The 25,314-nt window shown below is 48.3% G+C and carries 19 protein-coding genes and 5 pseudogenes; 14 read left to right on the forward strand and 10 right to left on the reverse strand.

The annotated features are described in order from the left end of the window. Positions 1-251: 251 nt before the first annotated feature. The 14 genes and pseudogenes from ACLJRU_RS05155 to ACLJRU_RS05220 all read left to right on the forward strand — a co-directional run bounded on the left by ACLJRU_RS05155 (position 252) and on the right by ACLJRU_RS05220 (position 9,017). Positions 252-671 (forward strand): hypothetical protein, encoded by a 420-nt coding sequence (locus tag ACLJRU_RS05155; protein ID WP_001279045.1) that lies wholly within the window; start codon positions 252-254, stop codon positions 669-671. A 546-nt stretch (positions 672-1,217) separates the two neighbouring features. Further along, on the forward strand, positions 1,218-1,661 hold the full coding sequence (locus ACLJRU_RS05160) for a hypothetical protein (protein ID WP_000646714.1): 444 nt from the start codon (positions 1,218-1,220) through the stop codon (positions 1,659-1,661). A 390-nt stretch (positions 1,662-2,051) separates the two neighbouring features. Continuing rightward, positions 2,052-2,427 (forward strand): annotated as a pseudogene (locus ACLJRU_RS05165) (ISAs1 family transposase); the annotation flags it as partial. 402 nt (positions 2,428-2,829) lie between these two features. Further along, positions 2,830-3,561, forward strand: a pseudogene (locus ACLJRU_RS05170) (RHS repeat-associated core domain-containing protein); the annotation flags it as partial. Positions 3,562-3,662: 101 nt separating this feature from the next. Then, the gene (locus ACLJRU_RS05175) at positions 3,663-4,028 is read left to right on the forward strand and encodes a hypothetical protein (RefSeq protein ID WP_001540399.1); all 366 of its coding nucleotides are present in this window, start codon (positions 3,663-3,665) and stop codon (positions 4,026-4,028) included. A gap of 132 nt (positions 4,029-4,160) precedes the next feature. Next, the gene (locus ACLJRU_RS05180; protein WP_174565076.1) at positions 4,161-4,376 is read left to right on the forward strand and encodes a hypothetical protein; all 216 of its coding nucleotides are present in this window, start codon (positions 4,161-4,163) and stop codon (positions 4,374-4,376) included. Positions 4,377-4,439: 63 nt separating this feature from the next. Then, positions 4,440-4,667: pseudogene (locus ACLJRU_RS05185) on the forward strand (type IV secretion protein Rhs); the annotation flags it as partial. Then, entirely contained in the window at positions 4,618-4,860 is a 243-nt protein-coding gene (locus tag ACLJRU_RS05190) for a polymorphic toxin type 34 domain-containing protein (RefSeq protein ID WP_071787772.1), read from the forward strand. The pseudogene ACLJRU_RS05185 and the gene ACLJRU_RS05190, both read left to right, overlap by 50 nt. A 21-nt stretch (positions 4,861-4,881) precedes the next feature. Further along, on the forward strand, positions 4,882-5,748 hold the full coding sequence (locus ACLJRU_RS05195) for a HEAT repeat domain-containing protein (protein ID WP_000864149.1): 867 nt from the start codon (positions 4,882-4,884) through the stop codon (positions 5,746-5,748). A 204-nt stretch (positions 5,749-5,952) separates the two neighbouring features. Then, a complete protein-coding gene (locus ACLJRU_RS05200; protein ID WP_001540397.1) occupies positions 5,953-6,387 on the forward strand; it encodes a sel1 repeat family protein in 435 nt (144 codons plus the stop codon). A 367-nt stretch (positions 6,388-6,754) separates the two neighbouring features. Continuing rightward, on the forward strand, positions 6,755-7,132 hold the full coding sequence (locus ACLJRU_RS05205; RefSeq protein WP_000357799.1) for a hypothetical protein: 378 nt from the start codon (positions 6,755-6,757) through the stop codon (positions 7,130-7,132). 194 nt (positions 7,133-7,326) lie between these two features. Further along, positions 7,327-7,824 (forward strand): hypothetical protein, encoded by a 498-nt coding sequence (locus ACLJRU_RS05210; RefSeq protein ID WP_000037400.1) that lies wholly within the window; start codon positions 7,327-7,329, stop codon positions 7,822-7,824. Positions 7,825-7,963: 139 nt separating this feature from the next. After that, positions 7,964-8,164 (forward strand): annotated as a pseudogene (locus tag ACLJRU_RS05215) (IS1-like element transposase); the annotation flags it as partial. Positions 8,165-8,279: 115 nt separating this feature from the next. Then, positions 8,280-9,017, forward strand: coding sequence for a hypothetical protein (locus ACLJRU_RS05220; RefSeq protein ID WP_024131326.1), 738 nt, complete (start codon positions 8,280-8,282; stop codon positions 9,015-9,017). A gap of 130 nt (positions 9,018-9,147) precedes the next feature. Here the strand turns inward: ACLJRU_RS05220 and ACLJRU_RS05225 are convergent, their stop codons facing one another. The 10 genes and pseudogenes from ACLJRU_RS05225 to mdtA form a co-directional block, all read right to left on the reverse strand. Further along, the gene (locus tag ACLJRU_RS05225; RefSeq protein ID WP_023235055.1) at positions 9,148-9,867 is read right to left on the reverse strand and encodes a tetratricopeptide repeat protein; all 720 of its coding nucleotides are present in this window, start codon (positions 9,865-9,867) and stop codon (positions 9,148-9,150) included. A 4-nt stretch (positions 9,868-9,871) separates the two neighbouring features. Further along, a complete protein-coding gene (locus ACLJRU_RS05230; RefSeq protein ID WP_023235054.1) occupies positions 9,872-11,983 on the reverse strand; it encodes a DUF4034 domain-containing protein in 2,112 nt (703 codons plus the stop codon). 10 nt (positions 11,984-11,993) lie between these two features. Beyond that, complete coding sequence (locus ACLJRU_RS05235) at positions 11,994-12,710, reverse strand: DUF1266 domain-containing protein (RefSeq protein WP_000498579.1); 717 nt, start codon at positions 12,708-12,710, stop codon at positions 11,994-11,996. Beyond that, on the reverse strand, positions 12,710-13,912 hold the full coding sequence (locus tag ACLJRU_RS05240; protein WP_001540392.1) for a hypothetical protein: 1,203 nt from the start codon (positions 13,910-13,912) through the stop codon (positions 12,710-12,712). The genes ACLJRU_RS05235 and ACLJRU_RS05240 overlap by 1 nt, the downstream gene beginning before the upstream one ends. Positions 13,913-14,180: 268 nt before the next feature. Continuing rightward, complete coding sequence (gene baeR, locus ACLJRU_RS05245) at positions 14,181-14,903, reverse strand: two-component system response regulator BaeR (protein ID WP_000137843.1); 723 nt, start codon at positions 14,901-14,903, stop codon at positions 14,181-14,183. Further along, positions 14,900-16,303: a two-component system sensor histidine kinase BaeS gene (baeS, locus tag ACLJRU_RS05250; RefSeq protein ID WP_000870081.1), complete on the reverse strand. Its 1,404-nt coding sequence runs from the start codon at positions 16,301-16,303 to the stop codon at positions 14,900-14,902. Before baeS ends, baeR begins: the two co-directional genes overlap by 4 nt. Continuing rightward, positions 16,303-17,714 (reverse strand): annotated as a pseudogene (locus ACLJRU_RS05255) (MFS transporter). The gene baeS and the pseudogene ACLJRU_RS05255 overlap by 1 nt, the downstream one beginning before the upstream one ends. Further along, positions 17,711-20,791: a multidrug efflux RND transporter permease subunit MdtC gene (gene mdtC, locus ACLJRU_RS05260; RefSeq protein WP_001540390.1), complete on the reverse strand. Its 3,081-nt coding sequence runs from the start codon at positions 20,789-20,791 to the stop codon at positions 17,711-17,713. The pseudogene ACLJRU_RS05255 and the gene mdtC overlap by 4 nt, the downstream one beginning before the upstream one ends. Continuing rightward, positions 20,792-23,914, reverse strand: coding sequence for a multidrug efflux RND transporter permease subunit MdtB (gene mdtB / locus ACLJRU_RS05265; RefSeq protein WP_023235051.1), 3,123 nt, complete (start codon positions 23,912-23,914; stop codon positions 20,792-20,794). It abuts the gene before it with no gap. After that, complete coding sequence (mdtA, locus tag ACLJRU_RS05270; RefSeq protein WP_000678815.1) at positions 23,914-25,155, reverse strand: multidrug efflux RND transporter subunit MdtA; 1,242 nt, start codon at positions 25,153-25,155, stop codon at positions 23,914-23,916. The genes mdtB and mdtA overlap by 1 nt, the downstream gene beginning before the upstream one ends. Positions 25,156-25,314: the final 159 nt, after the last annotated feature.

Genomic DNA, 25,314 nt, shown 5'->3' on the forward strand with positions numbered 1-25,314 from the left:
TACTCAGTATTAAGAGGAAATCAGGTTGAAGTTGAACAGAAAATGATAAATACGTATTGATAAGATGGAATCCATTTAATCTACTTATTAGTAGATTTTATTATGAAAATATATTTTTCTTGATGTTTTTTACGCATTGCGCAATAGCAAATCATTGCCGCCTTGATGCAACTTGAGTGATTTTGTGTATAGTGTGACAATGCTGAATACTGAATTGATACCTTCTACATATTAAATCAGGGGTTAGTGGTATGAGCGATTTTATAAAATATCTATTTATTTTTCCTTGCTTATGGTGCGCAAATTCTTTTGCGATTACTCAAACTCAATGGGATGGTAACTTTAGAGTCGAGGAACTTGGCGAGCAGTTAAATGATGGGAGTCAGGTTTTTTTACAATATAATTTAAAGATAGATAGTAAAAATAATCGTGCTTCTTTATCCATGACAACCTGGCATGCGGGGATAACATGCATTGGTGACTACTCTTTAAAAATCAATTCTGGTGTTTTGGCATTATACTATAACGGCGACGAGGAAAATGCATGTCCATATCCATCACCGCAATTTGAGATAAGCAATAAAGGAAAAGCATATTATATAAAAGGAAAAATGTTTTCATATTCTCAGCCTGGTAAGTGGTTGCCACTCAAACGTATTACACTAAAATAATTCTATATTTCATAAATTATGATGATGAAGTTAATGATGGTATGAAATATTAATTGGATATGTCGTGAACATATTTTTGTTATATGTTTTCAATGTGTATGACAAGAAAATCTGCATGAAAACATTATATGAGACGGCTTGAAAAATGAATGAAGTTCACATAAAAGCAAGGTCATTCTGAAACGAATTTGTCAAATTTACTGAATTGTATATCAATAATTCCTGACTATCGACAATAATGTAAAATCGAGTACAAACTCACGGATTTGTAGTAATTAGGCGAAGAACAAGTCAGGTAAAAGTTTCTCATTATTTAATCAAAAAGCAAGTGCAAACTGTTATTTTGGATTTGTACTTCTTCATAGAAGCGTTGGATAATATTGACGTCAAACATATTCTGCTTTTTTACTAAACTGAGCAAGGTAACTTTAATATTATAATTGCAATGATACAAAATTACATCAATATATAATGAGGAAAACTATATGCCCGCCGCCGCTCGACTAAACGACAAAGGTATGCGTTCGACCTGGATAGAGTGTTAATATGAAAGCGAATAATGTGATTATTTTTGTGATTCTATTTTTATCCTCTGTGAGTTATTGTTTTGCTGATATGAAGATATTAAAAATAAATCAGTCCCATTATATGAGTCCTTATAATAAAGAGCCTGGGGATAGAAACTTATGCAATAAATGGGTTTTAAATGCAAGTCAGATAGAAAAAATATTTTTGTTAAGTGATAAATATAAGGAAATGAGTGATACCATGACTGGATTTTGGCTCTGGTTTCCTTGTGAAATAACGGGTGAGTTGATTTATAATAAGAAAAAGTGGCATTTTTCTATTAATGCTGCTGCCACGGCAGAATGGTCCGATGGTAAGGAAACGATATACTGGGGGTGTTCCAGGGAAAAATGTGATGACATGTTTATACTTCCATATCCAGGCCGGAGTTATATAGGTGGTGGTGGCAAATTGATTTGGTGACGAGGTAGATCTTCATCCTGGTTTTAGCCTTTTAAAATGAATTAAATTTAACCTTCAGCATCATGACGAGAGTATGAAAGTATATTTTTGTACACACCGGGATAAAGAATAAAATAACCAAGGGTCGTATATTTATCACGTTAAATACAACTTTTTAAATACAAGTCAGTGCTGGATTTTACAGATCAATGTTGCGTTATTACTAAATTCATAAATTAATGTTTGAGTTATGGTTGTTATGATCTTTCCCTGATAGATCAGTGCCTTCAGGCAGAGGTGGCATTACCACCAACAAAAATAATGTTCATTTTTATGGGCGTAGGGGATTCACCCTCATTTAAAGATTACAAAGAGATATATTTCTCATTGAATGTTAAATAACATGTGACTCATATTGTCAGTGATGTTCCGGATGAGCTAATTGATTTTACATTTGAATGAGGGGTTAAAAAACTATGTGTGACGGTATCTTTTCGTTCAGAGAAACGTAGCGGAAAGAAAGAACCTGAAATGTTGGGTGAGATATTATATATGTTCAGAAGATTTAACAGCAGAAAAATTTGCTAATGCGATGAGAAGCCATTGGGATGTGGAAAATAAATTGCATTGGCGTTTGGATGTGGCGATGAACGAGGATGATTGCAGGATAAGAAGGGGAAATGTCAAGAGCTTTTTTGAAATAATAAAATCGGGTGAATATGAAATTTGGGGATGTGAGATAATGAGATGGATAAGAATAAATATACTTAAATGTACGTTAGTATTTTGCCTGGCTTGTGGTTTTTCATTTGCAAAAACACCATGTACTAATATGTCTGATAAATTGAGTGCTGCACAAAGAGATTCTTTGCAAAATAATATCAAAAGGCAACTAAAAACAGAACGATTAAATATACTTGAATTTTTTAAAGAGCAAAATAGTTCAATCGTCTATATAGAAACATATGGTGCCGATGAGGCGTTTGTTTTTTATTCTGGAGATGAGTTTAAGGATGATTTTATCACAATATGGAGTGGTGCGGCTGAAATATCAGAGGAAAAAAATATAGAAAAATGGGTAAAAGATCATTTTCCATATATTCCAGATAGGTTGGCTCGATGTTTCGCATGGTACACAATCTATAGGCATGACTGATCTGATATTTAAGATAAATTTGTCGACGTGCGGAAATATGGTGAGTGGGGAAACCTGTCGGGTGAGGAAAACCCGGTGTACCTGGAGCAGGTGATACGGCTGCCGGGGCAGCAATATGATAAGGAGTCGGGGCTGTATTATAACCGGCACCGTTACTATAATCCGGGGCAGGGAAGATATATTACGCAGGATTCGATAGGGCTGTCCGGGGGATTAAATCCTTATACTTACCCGCTCAATCCGGTCGTAAATATAGATCCTCTGGGGTTAGTCAATATAAATTTATTCCCTGAAAATCAATATATTCATGATATAGCCGATCATATTACAATTCCCGGGGTTTTCACTGTTGGAGTACATGGCAGTCCTTTATATGTTGAAGATGCTTCAGGTAACCCTGTAGATGTGAAAAAATTGGCGGACATGATCAGGAAAGATCGGAATTATAGAAAAGGCAAACCGATTAAGTTGATTTCTTGCAATACAGCTAAAGGTGGAGAAGGATCTTTTGCTAGCCAGTTGGCGAAAGAGCTTAACGTGAATGTGACTGGGCCGGATACTCTTTGGAGTGTATGGTGGGAAAATGATAATTCTGGTATTCCTCAAATGGATAGTGTATTAACAGCACCAACTGATTCTCAGCCATGGACTCGTGGACATCCTACTGTACTTGATGAGAAAGATAGGGGGAATTGGGTGACATTTGGTCCCGATGGTAACGAGATCTCATCTGTTAAAAGTGAGTTGAGAAGCCCTCAGAGATAAAGAAATGATGTACAATTATAAAAAAACACAAGCAGTTATACTGTTTAGTCTCTATATCTTTTTTTGTCAGGCATGTGGAGGAGGAATGTATAATTCTGATAATGAAAAAAAAAGCAGGTAAATATAGTGGAGAGTCTACTCATTCGATTTATTATTTGAGTGATGATGAGAGGTCGAAACTTGAAACTAAATCTATAAACGGAGACGCTGAGGCAGCCTTTCGGTTGTATAAGTATTATTCATTCTCTAATTATGACGCTGATGAACAAATGCGCTACTTAGCAATAGCAGCATCCCATAATAATATTATGGCCGAATATGCTTATGGAATATTTCTATCATGTAAAAATGGCCCATATTCAAAATATTATGATTTAAACAAGGCAATTTATTGGATGAAATTGGCAGCAGCGCATGGTCATACTGAGGCTAAAACTGAGTTATTAAGACTGGAAGAACTAAAATAACAGAGGGTTGAGAGTGGGGAGAGAGAATGGCCAATAACGGGTATATATACTGATCTTTCCTTTCATAAGATAACGGGAGATGTATTAGGTACGGAAATTATAATTGGATACTCAAATAAAGGTTACTGGGCTATGTTTCAGTATAGCGAGGGGGAGCCATCAATTCCAGTAATTGTTCCATTAAATGTTAGTGGAAATAATATCTCATTCAATCTGCCAACAAATACTTATGACAGAGGTAGGTTCGATGGGGAAATATTACAAGGTGGTTGGTTGATTGGTGAATTTGAAAGAAATAAGCAAAAGTTAAAATTAACACGTAAAAATAGCTACTGGCAATACAGGTGACTATTTTCTGCAATCGATATGGTTATATGAGCTTATAATTAAAAATAATGAAAGGAGTGGAATGTGAGCGGAAAACCAGCGGCGCGCCAGAATGATATGACAGCAAAAGGCGGCCCGATAGTCCAGGGTTCAGCGGGAGTGCTGAGAGGCGCGCCGACAGGCGTGGCGTGTTCGGTATGTCCGGGTGGAATGACGTCCGGCGAGCCGATAAACCCGCTGCCGGGGGCGAAGGTGCTGCCGGGTGAGATCGACTTCACGCCGCCCGGCCCGCTGCCGTTCATACTCACCCGCGCCTAATCAAGCTAACACAGGAATACAGAAGCTGGTTGATTCATTAATAAGTGAGCGAGGGCAAAGTACAGGTAAGAAACCTGGCCGATGTGAGATGCTCGAAGAGTTAATTGCAGATGTAGATTTACTGCACTGGAGACAAGTACACCATGAAGGCATGGGGATGCAAACATTCACGGCAATCCAAAGATAAAATTACCAAGTGATAATCGTTATGAAAGTTATTGAAAAATACAAACAAAAAAAAGAAAGAAGAGAGATTTTTCTATATGAAAAGTATAAAAACTACACCATAGAACAACTCACTCCTATTTTGTATGATAATGACACCTTAAAAAGAAAAGCTGCTATATTTTGCCTGCAAATATTAAGTGAAGACGATGTTTTTAATTTATCCATGAATCTTTGTCATTCCAGGGATAACTATAAAAAGAAAATTGGAGTTACTATTTTAAGTCAAATGACCATGTCATATGAGAAACTGCGAAAATCTTTTTGTTTTTTAGAAAACATGTTCCAACTCAATAAATCAGTCTTGATAAGAGCCTCTATTATCAATGCGTTAGGGTATTTTTGTAAAAAAGACAAACATTTCGAAAAGAAATTTATTAATTTATGCACTAAAGTAATTCATGATAAATCGGCAAATGTTCGATGTGCAATTGCAGCAGCACTATCAAATATTAATGATAACTCGACAATACCTTTATTGCTATGTTTACTTCGTGATAATAATAGCGACGTGAAGAATTGGGCTGCATTTTCTATAAATTTCAATCAATATGACACCGAGGATATCAGAGAGGAGTTTGTGGGGATGTTATTGGATACGAATGATGATATAAGAATTGAGGTTATATCAGGTCTGGCAGAGAGAAAGGATGAACGTGTTCTGGAAACCATAATTAAAGAACTTAAGAAAGGTGTGATTTTTGATGAAATTATTATTGCAGCCGGGAATGCCGGGAGTAAAGAATTACTTCCTATTCTAAATGAACTATTAAATGAATTTAGAGATGAACGTATTATAGACAAAATTAATGAATCGATAAAAAAAATAAAAGAAAATGTTTGTGAATAATAGTCTATCTGTGCTATTGCTAATGAGATATAAAATTATCTGGTGTCGAGATTACAACTGATGTCGATGGTATTATTTGCTGCAAAGGAGGAATATCATACAGGATCCGATAGGGCTTATGGGGGGATTAAACCCGTATCAACGACCACTGGAACGCTTCAGAAACCAGGCGATATAAAATAAATTTATATGATGAGGAAATAAATGCGATTTGTTATTATATTTATAATGTTAATAGTATCATTTTACACATTTGGTGGCAAAATGGCTAAGTCTAAAGACGATAATAAATGGAGGTCGGAATCCACTTCCACCATCTATAATCTAACGGATGAGCAAAAATTCGAGCTTGAAAACAAATCGAAAGATGGAGACTCGGAAGCATCATTTCGATTATATCAATATTATTGCTTCACCATAAATAACATTGACGAACAATTAAGGTATTTGGAGATATCTGCATCTCAAGGAAATATCATAGCTCAATATAATTATGGTATTTATTTATCCAATACAAATCCAGCCTTTTCAAAGTATTATGATTTGGACAAAGCTATTTATTGGATGGGATTGGCTTCAAAAAATGGTGATATAGGTGCTCAAAACAAGCTACAAGAACTGGAAAAATTAAAGAATTAGCTATGAGGTAAATGTTTTTATTATCAATGAGTTATGTTAATATTGGTCAAGAGGGACGGGCTGACGCCGGAGCAGATGACGGGGCAACTGGAGCCACACCATGAGCCGGAGAGAAAACTCCACCTTTGCCACTGTGACCATATTCTGATGGAAAAGTAGAGCATTGGGGGGGATGTTGGTCCAAATAAGAAATGGATATAACTCAACCAGGGTCAATCTGGCCGGGCTCTCAAAAAATGCATTGAACTAAAATGGGACTATTTGCAGAAGCACTGCGGATGCTGTGCTTTATGAATTGTCTACTGGTGAGAAGGTCGGCGGCAGAGAATATATTGAAAGATTTACAGCGAGCTTTAAGGGGAGAGTAATGGATAAAATTATTGCTGACTATGTGGATAAATTTAGTTCTTTTTCGGACTCTATATCAGAAACAATTGTGTCCGTTAATGAGTATTGGATTCCTGATGAGTCACCGTTGATTATGCTATTTTCGCAGATTGGTAAGTCTTTGGTAGCGATATTTTCTGAACTTGATTGTGTTAAAAAAGAGTTATTTTTTAAATATATTGAAGATGGGATGGCTTCAGATAATGATGAATTAGCCACTGCCATAGCAACAGGTCTTGTTGAGGCAATAGTTACATCGACAGACGCCAATCAACATTTATGGGGGGAAATAGAGGGGTTGTTGGGAGTAAAATCTAAGGAACATGCTCTGGCTTGGAGGAATTTTGGGAAATCATGATGGTATTTATTTAAATATGTAGAATCCGGTAATGACGCAAATTTAGTGATAGTGATTGATTGTCAGATACCAGCTAATGTTCTTATCGTGCCGTGCATTTTTTCTGACTTTGAAATATTGGTTTTGAAAAGGATTCCTATGCGACAGGGAATAAAATCTGATATGAAAAAAATAACTGATGCAGGTGATAATTTATGTCAAAAAAATTTTTCTCTATAATTATGGTCATATCATTCGTTGCGGCGATAACAGCTTGCCAGTCTTCTATTCCTGAATATGTCAGGAGTACCCTCAACGGGCACTCTATCCAGGATGTTTTGGTGTATATGAAGGGATTGCCTTTAGATAAAAGGTATGATTTTTATTATTATGGTACACGTGCTAAAAGACCATATCCATTATGGATGGCTGATGGTATTGCCCCTATGGGATCGAAGGCTATTCCTCTATTGAGAGACAAACTTTCCACCACAAATAGCTCTTTTGAAAAAATGACAATTATATATTTGTTATCTGTGATGTCAGTTCATGGTTGCTATGATGTTAAGTCTGACAGCGAATTGTTTTCGTTGGTTATGCAGAAGGAACGTGAATTAAATGATGATAATTATCATGATTATATCACTAATATGAACGATTTTTATGAGTTTGGAAGTTCTTTAAATAGTACAGAAAGAATAAAGTGTGAATAATGTGGTGTTTTGTAAACGACTCCATCCTCCGGGGCAACGTTTTGTGGAGGATGCAGGGGTAATGCCTTCAATCGATAGAGTTTATGGTAATGTACTGTTATTTTAGGTTTTCTATGGTTACTGTTGTCATTCAGATGAAATTTATCGTCATGGTCATAGTTCTTCCCGGCACGAGCGCTTTCGTTGCCGGTCATGTAGACGCGTTTTCCAGTTGTCTTATACCTGTGAAGCCCGTAAGCCCGGCGTCAAAGAACACATTGTTGATATGGCCTTTAATGGTGCTGACGTGCGCGATACAGCAAAAACGCTAAAAATTGGTATCAACACCGTCATCTGCACATCTTAATAATTGACGCTTATTTAGCAATCATATCATGAGTTTTTTAATTGAAAAATACAATAATGCATGATGACAATATTTTATTATATAATTTTCAACATATAATCCAATGTTAATGCCGACTATGAATAGTTATAGATTAACTTTTTCTTTAAGTTTACTGCGTTCGGCCATATTGTTTGGCATTATTTTAACAAGTGTTGGTTGTAATAATCAAAAGAGTAAAGAATTGGTTCTCTCTGTTGATTCCACGCAGTTTTCGCAATTGGCTTGTTATTATAAGGATATTAATTCCGATGATAATGTAATGGAGTTAAAATTACCAGGTGAATATAAAGAGAAAACTAACTTATTTAATCAACAGGAAATTAAGGTGCCGGTAAAAGGTGAGAATTTTCTTTCTCCGTATATTGGTGATGGTGTCCGTTATTATGAATTAGGGTACTTTGGACATGATGGTAATATTTACAAATTGATAATTTATAATAAAATTGGAGAGTCTGATACGTCATTGCTTAATGTGCAAATAAATAGTTACGATGCAAAAGGAAACCTGGTGGATGCTTTATTGCTTAGTAGCTTTTTTGCTTATGAAGATATCGTGCGTTTTTCTGATTTTGTCATCCGCCAGGATTACACAATAAGCATTGATAGTTATTTTATATATAGGTGGTATGAAGACAGCAAAGATGGTCATCTTGTAACTATAAAGTTTAAAGATCAGGCGCCTCAGATTTATATAAAGGAACAATATCAAATGGAAAATGGTCGGTTCAAATTGATATCCAGAAATGAAGTATCACAGGGTAAAAAAAAGAAGCGAGCGTTAAATATACCATGCTTACGACATTAATAATTGTAATGGAGGTGTTGAGGTAATATGGATAGCAGGAAAGAATGAGGAACGTTATGAGAATTATAAATAGATTGTTAATTTCAACTGAACTCAGGTTAATCATAAAATTTCAGTTTCCGCGCCAGATTTATTCAACGCGCAGATAGTGCCCGTCGGCGCGGACATTTGCGCTAAAACCGCAGTCCACAAACGTATCGGTGCTGGCATCAATGGTTTCAGAAGAAAAAGCCAGCGAAATGTCGCAGTGAATATCATCGCCTTCCCGAAGCGCCACGATGGTTTTATCGTTTTCCAGCGTTACCGTTGCGGAGAACTCGCCGATATTGGGGCCGAAGTAGATCCCCATTAAACCGAACCAGTAACCCTGAAAATTAACCTGATAGCGCGATGGGGTGGGTAATGCCTTCACGCTAAGCACGTTCCAGGAGGCGCGCCCGGCATAGCGCCAGTATTCACCCGCCGCAAAAACCGGTGGCGGCAGGGCCGATAGCTTATCTTTGATCAGTTTCAGGTTGTAGATCGACTTGCTATCATTCGGCCTTAGCATCAGCCAGGCGCGGGCTTTACGCCACTCGCCTTCGCGTATCCAGGTTAGCGCCACGTTGTTGTAGGCCGTCGCGATGGCGCTGTCGTCAAGGGCGCAGCTTTCGCTCCATGCAGCCTGCTGTTCAAAAGCGTCGCGCGCTTTGGCATACTTTTGGGTCTTGTAAAGCTGTTCGCCCTGGCTGGCAAAAACTGGAATTTTTGCGCAGTCGGCCTCGATCTGCTGCTCCGTAATTTCAGCCCTGGCGGTGGCGCAGAGTAGAAGCAGGGCGCAAAGAAATAGAGATTTTCTTTGTATTATCACTCCATTACACCATTGAGTTGACCTGTCCCGGCAGCTCTGAATTCGGGATACGGACGGTATACCAGGCGAAACGAAAGCGTTTCCAGAAAGAATCGAAATGCAGGTGGTCCAGGCAGTCCATAACGATTTCATTATCCGGGTAAAGCGTGAAGGCAAAATGTGCCCAGCGTGCGCTTAGCTTCATATTAAACAGCGTTCGATCGTGTTTATTACCGTGCAGGCGCGATAGGGTCACCATAGCATGTAGCGTGCCTTTGTTGGCCTCTTGTTGCACCAGTTCCAGATGCTTATGCGCCAGCGTAATATCCTTCACTTCAAAAATATTCAGCAGGAACAAGCCCCAGGCCTCTTTATGCCCGAACTGATGCGCCAGCCAGAGATTACCGAGCAGTTCTTTTTCATAAGCGGAACGTTTTTCGGTATCAGGTTCTTGTTTACTCAGACGCTGGTTGCAGATGCCAATGCTGAAATGAATATTTTGCAGGTCATTTTCATAGTCGGTATAGCCTCCGTTATCTATTAATTTGTACGGGGTGCTCTCGCGCAGCGCTAACTGCCGGGGCAAAATCTCCGCCGCGCGCTGAAAATACCCTAACGCGATGGCAGGATCGTAAGGTAGTAGGCCGTTGTTCTCTTCATTATTGTGTTCAAGGCCCAGCAAGTTTAGCGCGGCGGGTATATTTCTTTGTGCGCCCAGCTCTGCCAGCGGCACGAAATGTTCCGGGAGCCCGAACCAGTCGAAATTTTTAATCGCCGCCCGCCAGCTATGGTTATATTGAATGTCGGCGACGCTATCGAGCCAGGCGAGGCCTTGCGCCTCATCCTTTTCGAAACCCAATAGCCCGGCGTACTGAAAGTAGCCACGGCGGATTTTCGGCACTGCGAATTCCGTTTGCTGCGCATTCTGGCAGAGAAAATTATACATCCACCAGGTGTCAGGAAAATCGCGCAGGGCGAACTTTATAGTGTCATCAAAGAAGTAATTGTTGAACTTAACTTTTTCCACGATCGAACGCTGAAGGGTTCGCCAGAGCGCGTCATTATCGTCCAGATCGCTATAGCAGACCCGCAGCCACTTCAGCGCGTTGTGGCGAGATTCCTGGATATGCGCTCGCAGGCTAATCTCTTCGGCTTTGGCGATAATACGTTCCTGTTCTGCCGGGGAGTCAACCTCTTTGATGCGCAGATCGCGGTGATCGTCCCACCAGATCAATAGCTCCAGATGTTCACGTTCTGCGGCAGAAAGGTGATCGCATACGCTTGATTCCAGAAATTCGCGGATTTCCTCGTGAGACCCTCCCCAGCGCGGCATACGAAACGGGATATATTCATCCAGCACGTAAAATGCCGTCGGGAAAATAGCCAGGCAGACGGCGAGCCAGTATTTTTGCCCGGCATCGTCATCACACTCCGGCAGCACGGACGGGCGCGGCAAATTTGGGCAAACCGCGTCGGCAAACGACAGCCCGGAATGGGCCATCAGCGCGTCCACCTCCTGCGGTGAATGGCGATGATATTCAGCCAGATCTTCCATTAATGGCTGCCCGGCAACATCCGCGCCCACGAGGAACTCAACCAGCCAGTCAGGCTGGCCGAAGACTTTTGAGTTGGTGCTGGTCAGGGCCGCCGCCATCCACTGGCGCGGTTCACAGTCGATAGCATTGAGCGCGGCGATGACAATCCGTTCGTTGCAGGCGGCGGCGCAGATCCACATCGCTCGGGTGGTTTCTCTCGCCCAGCCATAGCTGCGGTAAAGCCACGCACGGTGATTCCAGTATTGCGCCTCGGCAAGCCAGGCGTGAGTGGAGCGGGGACGAGCGCGCTGCCAGTTTTTGATCAGCGCTAATCCTTGCGGCCCAGCCTCAACCAGCGTGTCCATATCGTAAAAAGGGTTGTCCATTTGATTCCAGGCGAAGAAATAGCGCTTTTCCGCTTCGCGGCTGGTAAAGCTCTCCGTCAGCGCCTGGTTGTAGCGTTCGTCCAGTTCGTCATAGCGTTCTTCGCGCAGCAGGCTGGGAATACCGGCGATATGCCATTCGCGTTGCCCGTCATTGAGGGGATTTTTGTGGTTGCACATCTCAAACATAGCGTTGAGCAGACGATCATCCTGTTCCATAAAGCGTCCTTTAAATCGGCTCGAAAATTTTGAATTCATTCCACGGCAGTTGTCGCCAGCGGCTGACAGGGTCTTGCAGATAATGGGTGGCTTCCTGTAAATCCCGTCCGGCAAGCGCTGTTGGCGTGTCACGTAGCGTGAGCCATACCCGGCGGGCACGAACGTAGGCGGTGGCGTAATCCTCCCAGGAATCAAAACAGTCCTGAGCGCGCTGGGCGTTGAGCAATAGCACCAGCCAGGCCTCGTTTTCGTTACACCAGCCGAGCCCGGCGATACAGCGGGTCAGAAAGGCGGTTCGCATGCAGTCGAAAGCCAGCGCGTCGCGGACCTGGCCTTGGGCCGCCAGATGATGATAAAACGTGCGCGGCGAGCTGCCGATGCCCGCAGGCCAGCGGCGTAAGATATCCTCGACCTTGTGGCGTAACGCCGCTCCGTTGAGGTTTTCGCTCAAGCCCAGCTCTTTTTTTACCTGCTGCGCCAGATAGCGGCGTTTGTCATCGTCAAGTTTTAAGAGCAGCTCAACGCCTTTGATCGGTAGCCCGTTGCGCCGGGCGAGGATATCAGCTAGCGCCAGCGCCCATTGCCGCCGTCGGGTATCGCGACGCAGGTCTTTCAGGCGATCTTTTTCTTTCTCCTCGGCGATACGGGCCGCAATCAGCGGTTTGTTTTTTTTGTAGTTGCGCCAGCTAAAAAATAGGGCGGCAATAATAAGAACAATCCAGAACATTAGCGCTCCTCCCTGGTTGCAGAAAGATAGCGCGTGGTTTGTAGCGTCAGGCTTTCAATTTCGAAAGGTTCGCTACTGGTGTTTTTCCCGGCAAGCGTAGGGTGCCATTCATGCTGCGGAAACAGCATTTCCGCAGCCGTCGCCACGTTAGGATCAACAACCTGAAGGTAGCGCAGCGCCTCCGGGGTGCTGTGCAGCAGCAGCCACTGTAAAGCCACCGGAGGCGTAGGGAAGTGCTCCATTAAATGAAAATTGTCATGCAGCACATTGAGCAGAAAATTGAGGTCATGAATATGAGTAATAAATTTCCAACCTGAATATTCCGGCGTCGATTCATAAACTATTCCCATCCCTTCGCAATCAGCGTGGCGCTCAGGAAGTGGTTGCAGATGGCGTAACAGAGATAAAACATCGTTAGCATATTTCTTAATAGGATAGCGATTTTGCTTACCTTTAATCTGATCAATACTCAGGCCGTTATTACCAACCACTAGGCTTATTGTGACGTGGGGAATATTATTGCCGTCGCGCAGGCTGAACAGGTGAAGTTTTTGTTGTTCCATTTGCCGGGCGTAGTAATCGCCGTAGCCGCCGGAAAGCGCACCTTTATTATCAAAATCTCCGACGCAGTGTTGCATATGCCAGGATTCATACGCCATCTCACTGCGCAGGCCGGGATTTGTTGCATCAAGTTCAACCAGCACACCGTTATTCACCGTCATCACCGGTTTTAGCGCCTCGCTGTTGGAGGGATACCAACCTTGTTCACGCAGGCGCTGCATTTTTTGATGCTCCGCTTCGCGCATTGCCAGCACGGTAAAGCAGTTGATGCGCTGCAGTTTAGTTTCCAGCCGCGTTCCTTCCTGACGCGAAAGAAATTCCACTAAATCTCTTTCCATTGCCACAAGTTGCGGGTGCTGAACGTTAAGGTAGTAAAAGCGCTCATCGCCACCCAGCTTTGGCGCCAGCCAGGCGGGGATTTCTGCATCAGCGCTAAAATAAACGGCATAATCGGCGACGGAACGCACAGGATAAACATGAGGAAAGTCACCGATGATCCAACGATAAAAATGGTTGCTTAACCAGCGCTGGATATTTTCGCTGTCGCCGCGTTGTTGGCTCCGGGAAAAAATAGACGATTTTACATTTGGCGCATTTATTATATTGCGTGGTTTATAGCGGTGAGATGACGTTTCTGTCATAAAAATCCATGTATAATTAAGCTGGTATTATGTTTATGTATTTTTAGATTCACTTAATGAATTAATGCGCAATAAGTTTAAAAAACTACTCACAGTATATCGGTAAACTAAAAAGAGCGGCCAAATAATTTATTGTCCCCGATCGCGTTCGTCGTGGTTTTCGGGATACCGCTCGGCCAAAGGAAAGAGGACAGTGTGTTAATTCCGCCAGAATAGCGTTGGCGGAAAATATCGTCTTACGACCTTGTTATTGTTATGCCAATAATCATTATACCAGGCGACACGCATCCGCTTCCCAGCGATATCCCACCCCGTAGACCGCGCGGATAAATGACTGTTCGGCATCCAGCGATTCCAGCTTGCGGCGCAGGTTTTTAATATGGCTGTCGATGGTACGGTCGGTCACCACACGGTAGTCGTCGTAGAGGTGGTTTAGCAACTGCTCGCGGGAAAAAACTTTACCCGGTTCAAGCGATAAGGTTTTTAGCAGGCGGAATTCAGCGGGGGTTAAATCCAGCGCTTTACCACACCATGAGGCCTGAAAGCGGCTTTCATCAATCATTAACGGGCTTTCGGCATCCTGCTGCTGGAGTTCGCGCTGCGGTTTACAGCGGCGCAAAATGGTTTTCACGCGGGCCACGACTTCGCGCGGGCTGTAAGGCTTACAGATATAATCATCGGCGCCGATTTCCAGCCCCAGCAGCCGGTCGATCTCTTCGATTTTGGCCGTGACCATCACAATGGGGATGTCGGAAAAACGGCGAATCTCCCGGCATAGCGTCAGACCATCGGTACCCGGCAGCATCAGATCCAGCAGGATCAGATCCGGCGGCGTTTGACGCACATACGGCAGTAACTTGTCGCCGTGATTGATGAGCGTGGGGGCGTAACTCGCCGCGCGTAAGTAGTCAATAAGCAGCTGTCCCAGCTTGGGTTCATCTTCAACAATCAAAATGCGCGGCGTGTTTTCATCAATGGGTAATTCAGTCATACTTCTCTCTGTAAATCGCGATCCAGCGGTAACTCTACTGTAATGCTAACCCCGCCAAAAGGCGAATGAGCGGCGTGAAGATGACCGTTATGCGCGTGTACAATATTGACGCATATCGCCAGCCCCAGTCCAGAACCGCCGCTGGCGCGGTTACGGGACACTTCCGTGCGGTAAAAACGGTCAAAAAGCTTTTGTAACTGCTCATCGCTGACGCCCGGTGCAGAATCAGCAAAGGTCAGGAATAATGATTTGTCGCGTTGTTCGGCGGAAATATGCAGGCCGCCGCCGCTGTCGGTGTAGCGCAGACTGTTTTCCAGCAGATTATTAAACAGTTGCATCAGGCGATCCGGGTCGCCGAAGACGGTCATGCTATCCGGCAACGCGTAATGTAGCGTTAGCCCCCGGCTGGTAAAGCGCTCTCTGAACGCGCCGCCAGCGACTTCCAACAGGGGAACAAGATCGACGGTCGTTTTTTGATAAGCCAGCGCGCCCTCGTCAGACAACGACAGCTGATGCAGGTCGTCAACCAGTTTGGTAAGCGTACCGACTTCCGCCTGTAGCGAGGTAACCGATTCTGGCGTGAACTGGCGAACGCCATCCTGAATGGCTTCCAGTTCGCCGCGCAATACCGCCAGCGGCGTGCGCAGTTCGTGGGAAATATCCGCCATAAAGTCGCGGCGCATCTGCTGGTTTTTTTCCAGCGTGCTGGCAAGCTGGTTAAAGTCCTGCGCCAGTTTTCCCAGCTCATCGGCGCTGGTTGGGGTCACGCGCGTGGTAAAATCCCCCGCCGCCAGCCTGTGCGTACCCTCGACCAACCGTTTGACCGGGGCGAGCAGGCCACGCGCCAGCAAAAATGTCGCCAGCGCGGCCAGCAACGTTGATAACGCCACGATCATCCAACTGGCGCGCCGCTGCTGCATATCAAAATTAATATCCGTATTGCGCGTCAGCCGCTCGACAGGCGAGGCGATAATCGCGCCGACTTCGACGCCATTGACCAGAATGGGGCGGCGAGTACCGTCATGCGGCACCGGACCGCGTGGGCCGACCAGCACCCGGCCATTTTGATCGACGACCCAGAACTGGGTGCGCCAACCGTGCGGCGGCATACCGGGGCCGGGTTTATCCCGGTCGTTGTCATGCTCAAATGAACGCAGAATCTGGAAAACGAAGCGATCGTTGTTGCGTAAAAAACGCCAGTTGCCGTGTTGCTGGTACTGGTCGCCCAGCGCATCGCCCAGCATTTGTAGCCGCTGCTCGTTGCCGTGTTTGATATAGTCAATAAATCCGCGTTCAAAACTGACGCGCACGGCCCAATGCATACTGATCAGCAGCACGATGCAGGTGGCGAAAATCGCCAGAAACAGCTTGCCGGTGATTCCGGGCCGCCAGACTTTCATTACAGGCTCCTTTTACGCCGTGAAATGACCATGTTTTGCTGTGTATCGTTCGGCACGCGGGCAAAAATTATCGCCGGTAGCGCGATAATAACCGCCATACATAACCAGGTGTACATAAAGACGTGATGTGTGGCGCTACTGTCTATCCCGATATGCTGTTGGCCAAACATACCCAGCAGCATTCCGGCAATAGTGACGCCAATACTCATCGAGAGCTGCATAATCATCGATAATAAGCTATTGCCGCTGCTGGCCAGCGTATCGGGAAGGTCTTTTAGCGTTAAGGTATTCATGGAAGAAAAGCGCGCCGAGTTCACCATTCCCTGCAAAAGCAGTACCAGCGGCAGGAGATAATACCAGCCGAGCAGCGCGACCGACATAAACAACAGGCTAACCAATGCCAGTCCGAGCGTGGTCGCCACCAGAACCCGACGATAGCCAAAACGGTTAACTATCTGCACCACAATCCGCTTCATTCCCATGCTGCCCAGCACCATGGGGATCATCATCAAACCGGCATGAAACGGTGAAAAACCAAGACCAATTTGCAAAAAGACCGGCGTCATAAACGGCAGCATACCGCTGCCGATACGCCCGGCAAAACTGCCCAGCAACCCCAGTGAAAACGTGGGCGTGCGGAACAATCGCAGGCTGAATAACGCGCCTGAGTTTTTTTGGCATGGAAGAGATAGAGCAGAATGGCTGCTGCGCCGCCCGCAGCAAGTCCGGCTAATGTCCAGGGCGAGATCCCCATGCTTTTACTACCGTCCAGCGCCAGCGTGAGTACCGCCATGCCGATAGCTAACAGCAGGAAGCCCGGCAGATCAAAGCGCCGGGTCTCTATGGTGTAGTTTGGCATCAGCATAAAGGTCGCCATAGCGCCGACAATTCCCACCGGGATATTGATCAGAAAGATCCAGTGCCATGAAGCATATTCCACCAGCACCCCGCCCAGCGCGGGGCCGAGTAACGGCCCGATCTGTCCCGGTAGGGTGACGAAGGTCATCGCCGCCATATATTGCGCGCGCGGCACGATTTTCATGACCGTCAGGCGTCCGACCGGCACCATCATCGCGCCGCCTACGCCTTGTAAAACCCGCGCTAATACCAGTTGATTAAGCGTGCCGGAAAGGGCGCAAAGCAGCGAACCCAGCGTGAACAGCACAATGGCGGCAAAGAAGATATTACGCACGCCGATTTTATCTGCCAGCCAGCCGCTGGCGGGGAGCATTACGGCGACGGTAAGAACATATGACACCACTACCATGTGCATATGCAGCGGGCTTTCCCCCAGGCTTTTCGCCATGGAGGGCAGCGCAGTGTTGACGATGGTGGTATCCAGCGACTGCATAAAAAAGCCGAATGCCACAATCCAGAGTTGCCAGCGGGTATTGTCAGGAAGTTCTGTCATATTTCTACTACCGGTTTGCTATTTTTACGCGAAAAACGCAGCCGCAGACGATCGAAAAAGAGGTACACCACCGGCGTGGTATAGAGCGTCAGGAGCTGGCTCATGACCAAACCGCCGACAATGGTTATCCCCAACGGCTGCCGTAATTCCGAACCGTCTCCGCCAGATAACACCAATGGCAGTGCGCCGAACAGCGCCGCCAGCGTGGTCATCATTATTGGACGGAAGCGTAACAAGCAGGCCTGGAAAATGGCTTGTGCCGGCGTCAGGCCGCCGCTTCGTTGCGCTTCAAGCGCAAAATCGACCATCATAATGGCGTTTTTCTTCACAATGCCAATTAATAGCATGATCCCTATCAGGGCGATTAGGCTGAAAGGGGCATTGAAGAGTTCCAGCGCCAGAAGCGCCCCAACGCCCGCCGATGGCAGAGTAGAGAGAATGGTCAGCGGATGGACGTAGCTTTCGTACAGTATCCCCAGCACAATGTAGACGGTAGCGATCGCCGCCACTATCAAAATAAGCTGCGAATTCATGGTCTGCTGGAAGACTTGCGCCGTTCCGGAAAAACTGCCGCGTACCGTCGGGGGGACGCCAAGCTGCGTCATGGTGCGATTAATGGCCTCCGTCGCCTGCGATAACGATGTGCCGGTCGGCAGGTTAAAGGCAATCGTGGACGCCGCGGAAAGTCCCTGATGGTTCACCGACAGCGGCGCATTGGCGGGCCGCCATTGGGCGAAATAAGAGAGGGGGATCGCTTTTCCGTCGCGGTTGATAACAAACATTTTCTCCAGCGCGCTGATATCCTGGCTATAGCGCGGATCGACTTCCATCACCACTTTATACTGGTTCATCGGCTGATAAATGGTGGAAATTTGCCGCTGGCCGAAAGCATTATTTAACAGACTGTTTGCGGCCTGAACATCAATGCCCAGTCGTGACATGGTGTCGCGGTCGTAGATAAGGTTCATCTCCGCGCCGTTATCCTGCTGGTCGGAGTTTACGTCCGCCAGTTGCGGCAGGGCCGAGAGCGCTTTGCGTATTTTCGGCTCCCACTCGCGCAGCGCCGCCAGAGAGTCAGACAGCAACGTATATTGGTAACTGGCGTTAGCCTGCCGCCCGCCGACGCGAATATCCTGTACCGCCATCAGAAACAGCCTGGCGCCGGGTTCTTTTGCCAGTTTGACCCGCAGTCGATCAATGATTTGCTGCGCCGTCTCTTTGCGCTCGCCGCGCGGCTTCAGCGTAATAAACATCATGCCGCTATTCACCCTCGATCCGCCGGTAAAACCAGTGACATTATTCACCGCCGGATCGTCGCGAATAATTTTCATAAAATCCTGCAGCTTGCCGCGCATGGCCTGGAAAGAGATGCTTTGGTCAGCCTGAATACCGCCCATCAACACGCCGGTGTCCTGCTCCGGAAAGAATGTTTTAGGGATGGCGATATAAAGCCAGATGTTCAGCGCAACGGTGCCAAGAAAAACCACCCCGACAAGACGCGTATGGTTAAGCACCCATTTTAACGACGTGCCGTAACCCTGTTGCAAGGCGACCAGCAAACGGCCAACGCCCCGTTTACGCGGTTGGGTGCGCGGTTTGCTTGATTTAAGCATCCAGCCGCACATCATCGGCGTCAGTGTGAGCGAGACCACCAGCGAAATGCCAATCGCCACCGAGAGGGTAACGGCGAATTCCCGTAATAATCGTCCTGGCAGGCCGCCCATTAACAGCAGCGGCAGAAATACCGCCACCAGCGACAGACTCATGGAGATGACCGTAAACCCAACTTCTCGCGTACCCTGTAATGCCGCCTGCAAAGGTTTCATTCCCGCCTCCAGATGGCGGGCGATATTTTCCAGCACCACAATGGCATCATCAACGACAAATCCGGTCGCGATAGTCAGCGCCATCAGCGACAGATTGTTGAGGCTGAAGCCGCACAGATACATGGCGGCGAAGGTGCCGATGAGCGAAACGGGAACGGCGACGGCGGGGATTAGCGTGGCGCGCCCGGAACGCAGGAATAAAAACACCACCATGATCACCAGCGCAACAGAGATAGCCAGCGTCTCTTCGACCTCTTGCAGCGACGCGCGAATCGTCGGCGAACGATCCTGGGCGATTTGTAAATCGATAGCGGCGGGGATCATTGCCCGCAGTTCCGGCAGTTTTGCCCGGATGCCGTCGACCGTCTGAATAATGTTGGCCTCCGGCAGCTTGCGGATCATCAACAAAATAGCGGGTTTAGCGTTCGTCATCCCAGCGTTACGGACATCCTGCACCGAGTCGGTGACGCTGGCGACGTCGCCCAGGCGTACCGCCGCGCCGTTGTTATAGTGAATAATCAGCGGCTGATATTCGGCGGCGGTTTTCAGTTCGTCGTTGGTCTGGATTTGCCAGCGGTGGACGCTATCTTCAATTGCGCCTTGCGGTCGGCGTACGTTGGCGCTGTCGATCGCTTCGCGGACCTCATCCAGCGAGACGCCCTGGTTAAAGAGCGCCTGCGGGTTTAAGCCTACACGTACTGCGGGCAGGGAGCTGCCGCCGACGTCAACATCGCCGACGCCGTCAATTTGCGCGATGGTTTGCGCCAGTTGGGTAGAGGCGAAATCATACAGTTTGCCCTGTGACCAGCTCTCCGAGGTGAGCGTTAAAATCATAATCGGCGCGTCGGACGGGTTGGCCTTGCGATAAGTCGGGCGGCTGGGCATTCCGCCTGGCAATAAGCTTTGCGCGGCGTTAATGGCGGCCTGCACGTCGCGCGCCGCGCCGTTAATATCACGATCGAAATTAAATTCGAGAATAATGCGCGTACTACCGAGCGAGCTGCTGGAGGTCATTTCATTGACGCCTGCAATGCGTCCCAAAGAGCGTTCCAACGGCGTCGCCACCGACGAAGCCATGGTTTCCGGCGAGGCGCCCGGTAGCGAGGCGCTAACCATAATCACCGGGAAATCGACCTGCGGCAGCGGGGCGACCGGCAGCAGACGAAAGCCCAGAATGCCGCACAGCGTAATGGCGGCGGCAATCAAAATGGTGGCGACCGGGCGGTAGATGAAAAGGGCGAAAAAGCGCATCTACGCCTCCTCTTTATGGTGCGGAAAGCGACTTTTCACGTACAGCGACAGGCGGTCAAACAGGAGATAAATCACCGGTGTGGTAAACAGAGTTAATACCTGGCTGACCAGTAGGCCGCCCACCATCGCGATCCCCAACGGGCGACGTAATTCCGCGCCAACGCCGGTACTCAACATTAATGGCAATGCCCCGAGCAACGCCGCCAGCGTGGTCATCAGAATCGGTCGAAAACGCAGCAAACAGGCCTGGAAGATAGCGTCGCGCGGACTCATCCCCTGTTCGCGTTCAGCGGCGAGGGCGAAGTCAATCATCATGATGGCGTTTTTCTTCACGATACCGATCAGCAAAATAATGCCGATAATGGCGATAATATCGAGCTCGCTACCGGCGATGATCAGCGCCAGCAGCGCGCCGACGCCCGCCGTAGGCAGCGTTGAGAGAATCGTGATCGGATGGATAAAACTCTCATACAGCACGCCGAGCACGATATACATCGCCACCACGGCGGCGACAATAAGCCAGACGGTGCTGCCCAGCGCCGCCTGGAAGGCGAGCGTACTGCCCTGAAACTGCGTTGTAATATCCGCTGGCAGGGCGAGCGTTTTTTCCGTATCGAGAATCGCCTGCACCGCATCGCCGAGCGAATAGCCCTCCGGCACGTTAAACGAAAATGTCGTGACCGGGAACTGATCTAAATGATTGATGGAGAGCGGGGCGAAGCGCTGCTCAATGCGGGCAATCGCGCTGAGCGGTACGGTGCCGCCGTCGCGGCTCGTCAGGCGAATCGTCTCCAGCGCCGCCAGGCCCGGCGTGCTGGCGGTATTATGTTCCAGCACGACGCGGTACTGGTTCGCCTGGGTATAAATCGTTGAAATCAGGCGTTGTCCGAACGCGTTGTAGAGTGCGTTATCCACATCCGCCATGCTGATACCCAGACGGCTGGCGCTGTCGCGGTCGACATTCACCCAGGCCGCTAATCCTCGATCTTGCCAGTCGCTGCTTACCTCGGAAAGCTGTGGTAACGACTGTAGCGCGTTCTGCAGTTTTGGCACCCAGTGGCTGAGCGCATCGAGCGTCGTGGCCTGCAGGGAAAACTGATACTGCGTGCGGCTGACCTGCGTGTCGATGGTTAAATCCTGCGTCGGCTGGAGATACAGCGCCACGCCGGGAATCGTCGCCACGGCGGTTTGCAGCCGGGAGATCACCTGCTGCACGCGGTCATCACGCGCATCCAGCGGCTTGAGGTTAATTTGCAGGCGCGCGCTATTGAGCGTGGAGTTAGCGCCGTCTACGCCAACAAAAGTCGTCAGGCTTTGCACCGCCGGGTCCTGTAATATCCGCTCCGCCACCTGGCGTTGACGTTGCGCCATACTGGCATACGATGACGATTGCGGCGCCTGCAGCGTCCCCTGGATAATGCCGTTATCCTGTACCGGAAAGAACCCTTTCGGGATGGCTATCCACAGCATAACGCTGAGCAGGAGCGTGGCGAATGCCACGCTCAATGTAAGCCACGGATGGTTGAGCACTTTCGCTAATCCGCGTCCGTAGCTGGCGATCACGCGGTCAAACATCCGCTCGCAGGCGCGGGAAAAGCGGTTTTGTTTACGCAGAGACTGCTGGCTGAGCATACGCGCGCACATCATGGGCGTGAGCGTCAAAGAGACGACGGCGGAGATTAAAATCGCTACCGCCAACGTCACCGCAAATTCGCGGAACAGTCGACCAACAATATCGCCCATAAAGAGCAACGGGATCAGCACCGCAATCAGTGAAAAGGTGAGGGAAATAATGGTAAAGCCGATTTCGCCCGCGCCTTTGAGCGCCGCCGCCAGCGGTTTTTCTCCTTTTTCGATGTAGCGCGAGATGTTCTCGATCACCACAATCGCATCGTCCACCACGAAACCCGTGGCGATAGTGAGCGCCATCAGCGTCAGGTTATTAATGGAAAAATCCAAAAACACCATCACCGCAAAGGTGCCGATAAGCGACAGCGGTACGGCGACGCCGGGAATAATTGTGGCGGGAATATTACGTAAAAACAGATAGATAATCATGACGACCAGCGCGATCGCCAGCATCAGTTCAAACTGGGTATCGCGCACGGAAGCGCGAATATTGGTGGTGCGATCGGACAGGACCGTGACCTTCACCGATTTCGGCAGGCTTTCGGTAAGCTGGGGCAGCATCTGGCGAATGCTGTCCGCTGTCGCAATGATATTGGCGCCGGGCTGGCGTTGAACGTTCATCACGATAGCCGGCGCTTGATTCGCCCATGCGCCGAGCCAGCTATTTTCCGCCCCCTGTTCGACGGTGGCGACATCGCCCAACCGTACCGGCGCGCCGTTTTGATATGCGATGATAAGCCTGCGGTATTCGTCGGCAGACTGCATCTGATCGTTAGCAGAAAGCGTCACCGCCCGTTCGGGGCCATCCAGACTGCCTTTCGCCGAGTTGACGTTGGCGCCGGTAATTGCGGTACGGACCGTTTCGCTGGTCAGACCGAGCGCGGCGACAGCCTGAGCATTCAGTTTTACGCGTACCGCAGGGCGCTGCCCGCCGGCAAGCGTCACCAGCCCGACGCCGGAGACCTGCGAGATCTTCTGCGCCACGCGGGTTTCTACCATGTCCTCTACCTGGGTCATCGGCATCGCGTTTGAGGTGACGGCAAGCGTCATAATCGGCGGGTCCGCCGGATTGACTTTGCTATAAATCGGCGGATTTGGCAGGTCGGAAGGCAATAAATTGGTGGCCGCGTTAATCGCCGCCTGTACTTCCTGCTCGGCAACGTCCAGCGGCAGCGTCAACTGAAACTGTAGCGTTACCACCGATGCGCCGCCGGAGCTTTGCGACGACATCTGCTTAAGTCCTGACATCTGGCCGAACTGGCGCTCAAGCGGCGCGGTGACGGCGGAGGTCATGACATCCGGGCTGGCGCCAGGGTAGAGCGTAACAACCTGAATAGTGGGGTAGTCGACCTCCGGCAAAGCGGCGACGGGCAGGAAGCGATAGCCGATAATCCCGGCGAGTAAAATCGCCGCCATCAGCAGAGTGGTGGCCACGGGGCGCAGAATAAACAGACGCGAGGGGCCGCCCGTGCTGCCCGGAGGTAATACCTGCATCAGGCGCGCGCTCCTTTTTGACCTTCATGGCGGGAAGGGGATTTTTCATCCGCCATGGTGGTTTGCGGCTCAACGACCTCGACTTTTGCGCCTTCCGTCAGCCGATCAATACCATCGGTAACGACGCGATCGCCTGCCGACAAGCCTGCGCTGATCACCACGTTTCGGTTATCCTGAATACCGATTTTTACCCGCTTCTTGCTGACGTTATTTTCGTCGTTCAGCACCCATACAAAATGGCCCTCATTGCCCATTTGCACCGCCGCGGCAGGCACCACAACGGCATTTTGTTCGGTATCGACCAGCATCCGGGCGTTCACAAATTGATTGGGGAACAGCGTATCGTCCTGATTGGTAAAGCGCGCTTTAATTTTGATCGTTCCCGTTGTGGGATCAATCTGGTTGTCCAGACTGAGCAACACACCTTCGCTCAATTTGTGCGAGTTAGTCCGATCCCAGGCTTCTACGACCAGCGTTTTCCCCGCTTTCTGCGCCTGAACCACGGTCGCGATATCGCTTTCCGGCAGAGTAAAAATGAGATCAATCGGGTGCGTTTGCGTAATGACGACAATACCTGCGGTATCGCTGCTGGAAATCTGGTTGCCGACATCCACCTGTTTCAGACCCACGCGTCCCGAGACCGGGGCCGTGATACGACTCCAGTCGAGCTGTAACTGCGCGCTGGCGACATTGGCTTCATCCGCTTTAATGGTTCCCTGGGTTTCGTTGACCAGCGCCTGTTGCGCATCCAGTTCCTGACGGGAAACCAGATTGGTTTTTGCCAGTTGCTGATAGCGCGCCAGATCACGACGCGCATTCGCCAGCGTAGCGTTATCTTTCGCCAACTGTCCCTGAGCCTGCGCTAGGGCGACCTTAAACTGGCTGGGATCGATTTGCGCCAGCAGATCGCCTGCGTTGACCTGCTGACCTTCCTGAAAGTGCAGGGCGATGAGTTGACCATCCACGCGGCTACGCACCGTAACGGTATTCGCGGCGGTCACGGTGCCCAGCCCGCTCAGATAGCGCGGTACGGCCTGCGTGGTCGCGGTCGCGGCCTGTACCGGCGCCAGAGGGCCGTCGCGCATACCGCGGCGACCTGCGGCGGCGGTATGCGGCGCTTGCGCGGCGACGCCCGGCGCGGCGGTCGGGCTTTCGCTACGGCTATGCCAGAACCAGAATGCGGCGGCGGCCACTACAACCCCAATCGCTATTGCCCAGCGGAAAGTATTACTGCCTTTCATCGGTATAAGTTTCTCATCCTGAAACGTTTTGCGGAATGTTGCTTCCTCTATTGTAGTCAGCAGGGAAGGGAGAAAAATGGAGGAATTATGGAACAGGGTCGGGATTATTCTGAATGGCGACCCGCTTTGCGAGGCGCTACGCAACTCTCATCGGTGAAA

The organism is Salmonella sp. SAL00653 (assembly GCF_046552515.1).
GTDB classification, from domain to species: domain Bacteria; phylum Pseudomonadota; class Gammaproteobacteria; order Enterobacterales; family Enterobacteriaceae; genus Salmonella; species Salmonella enterica.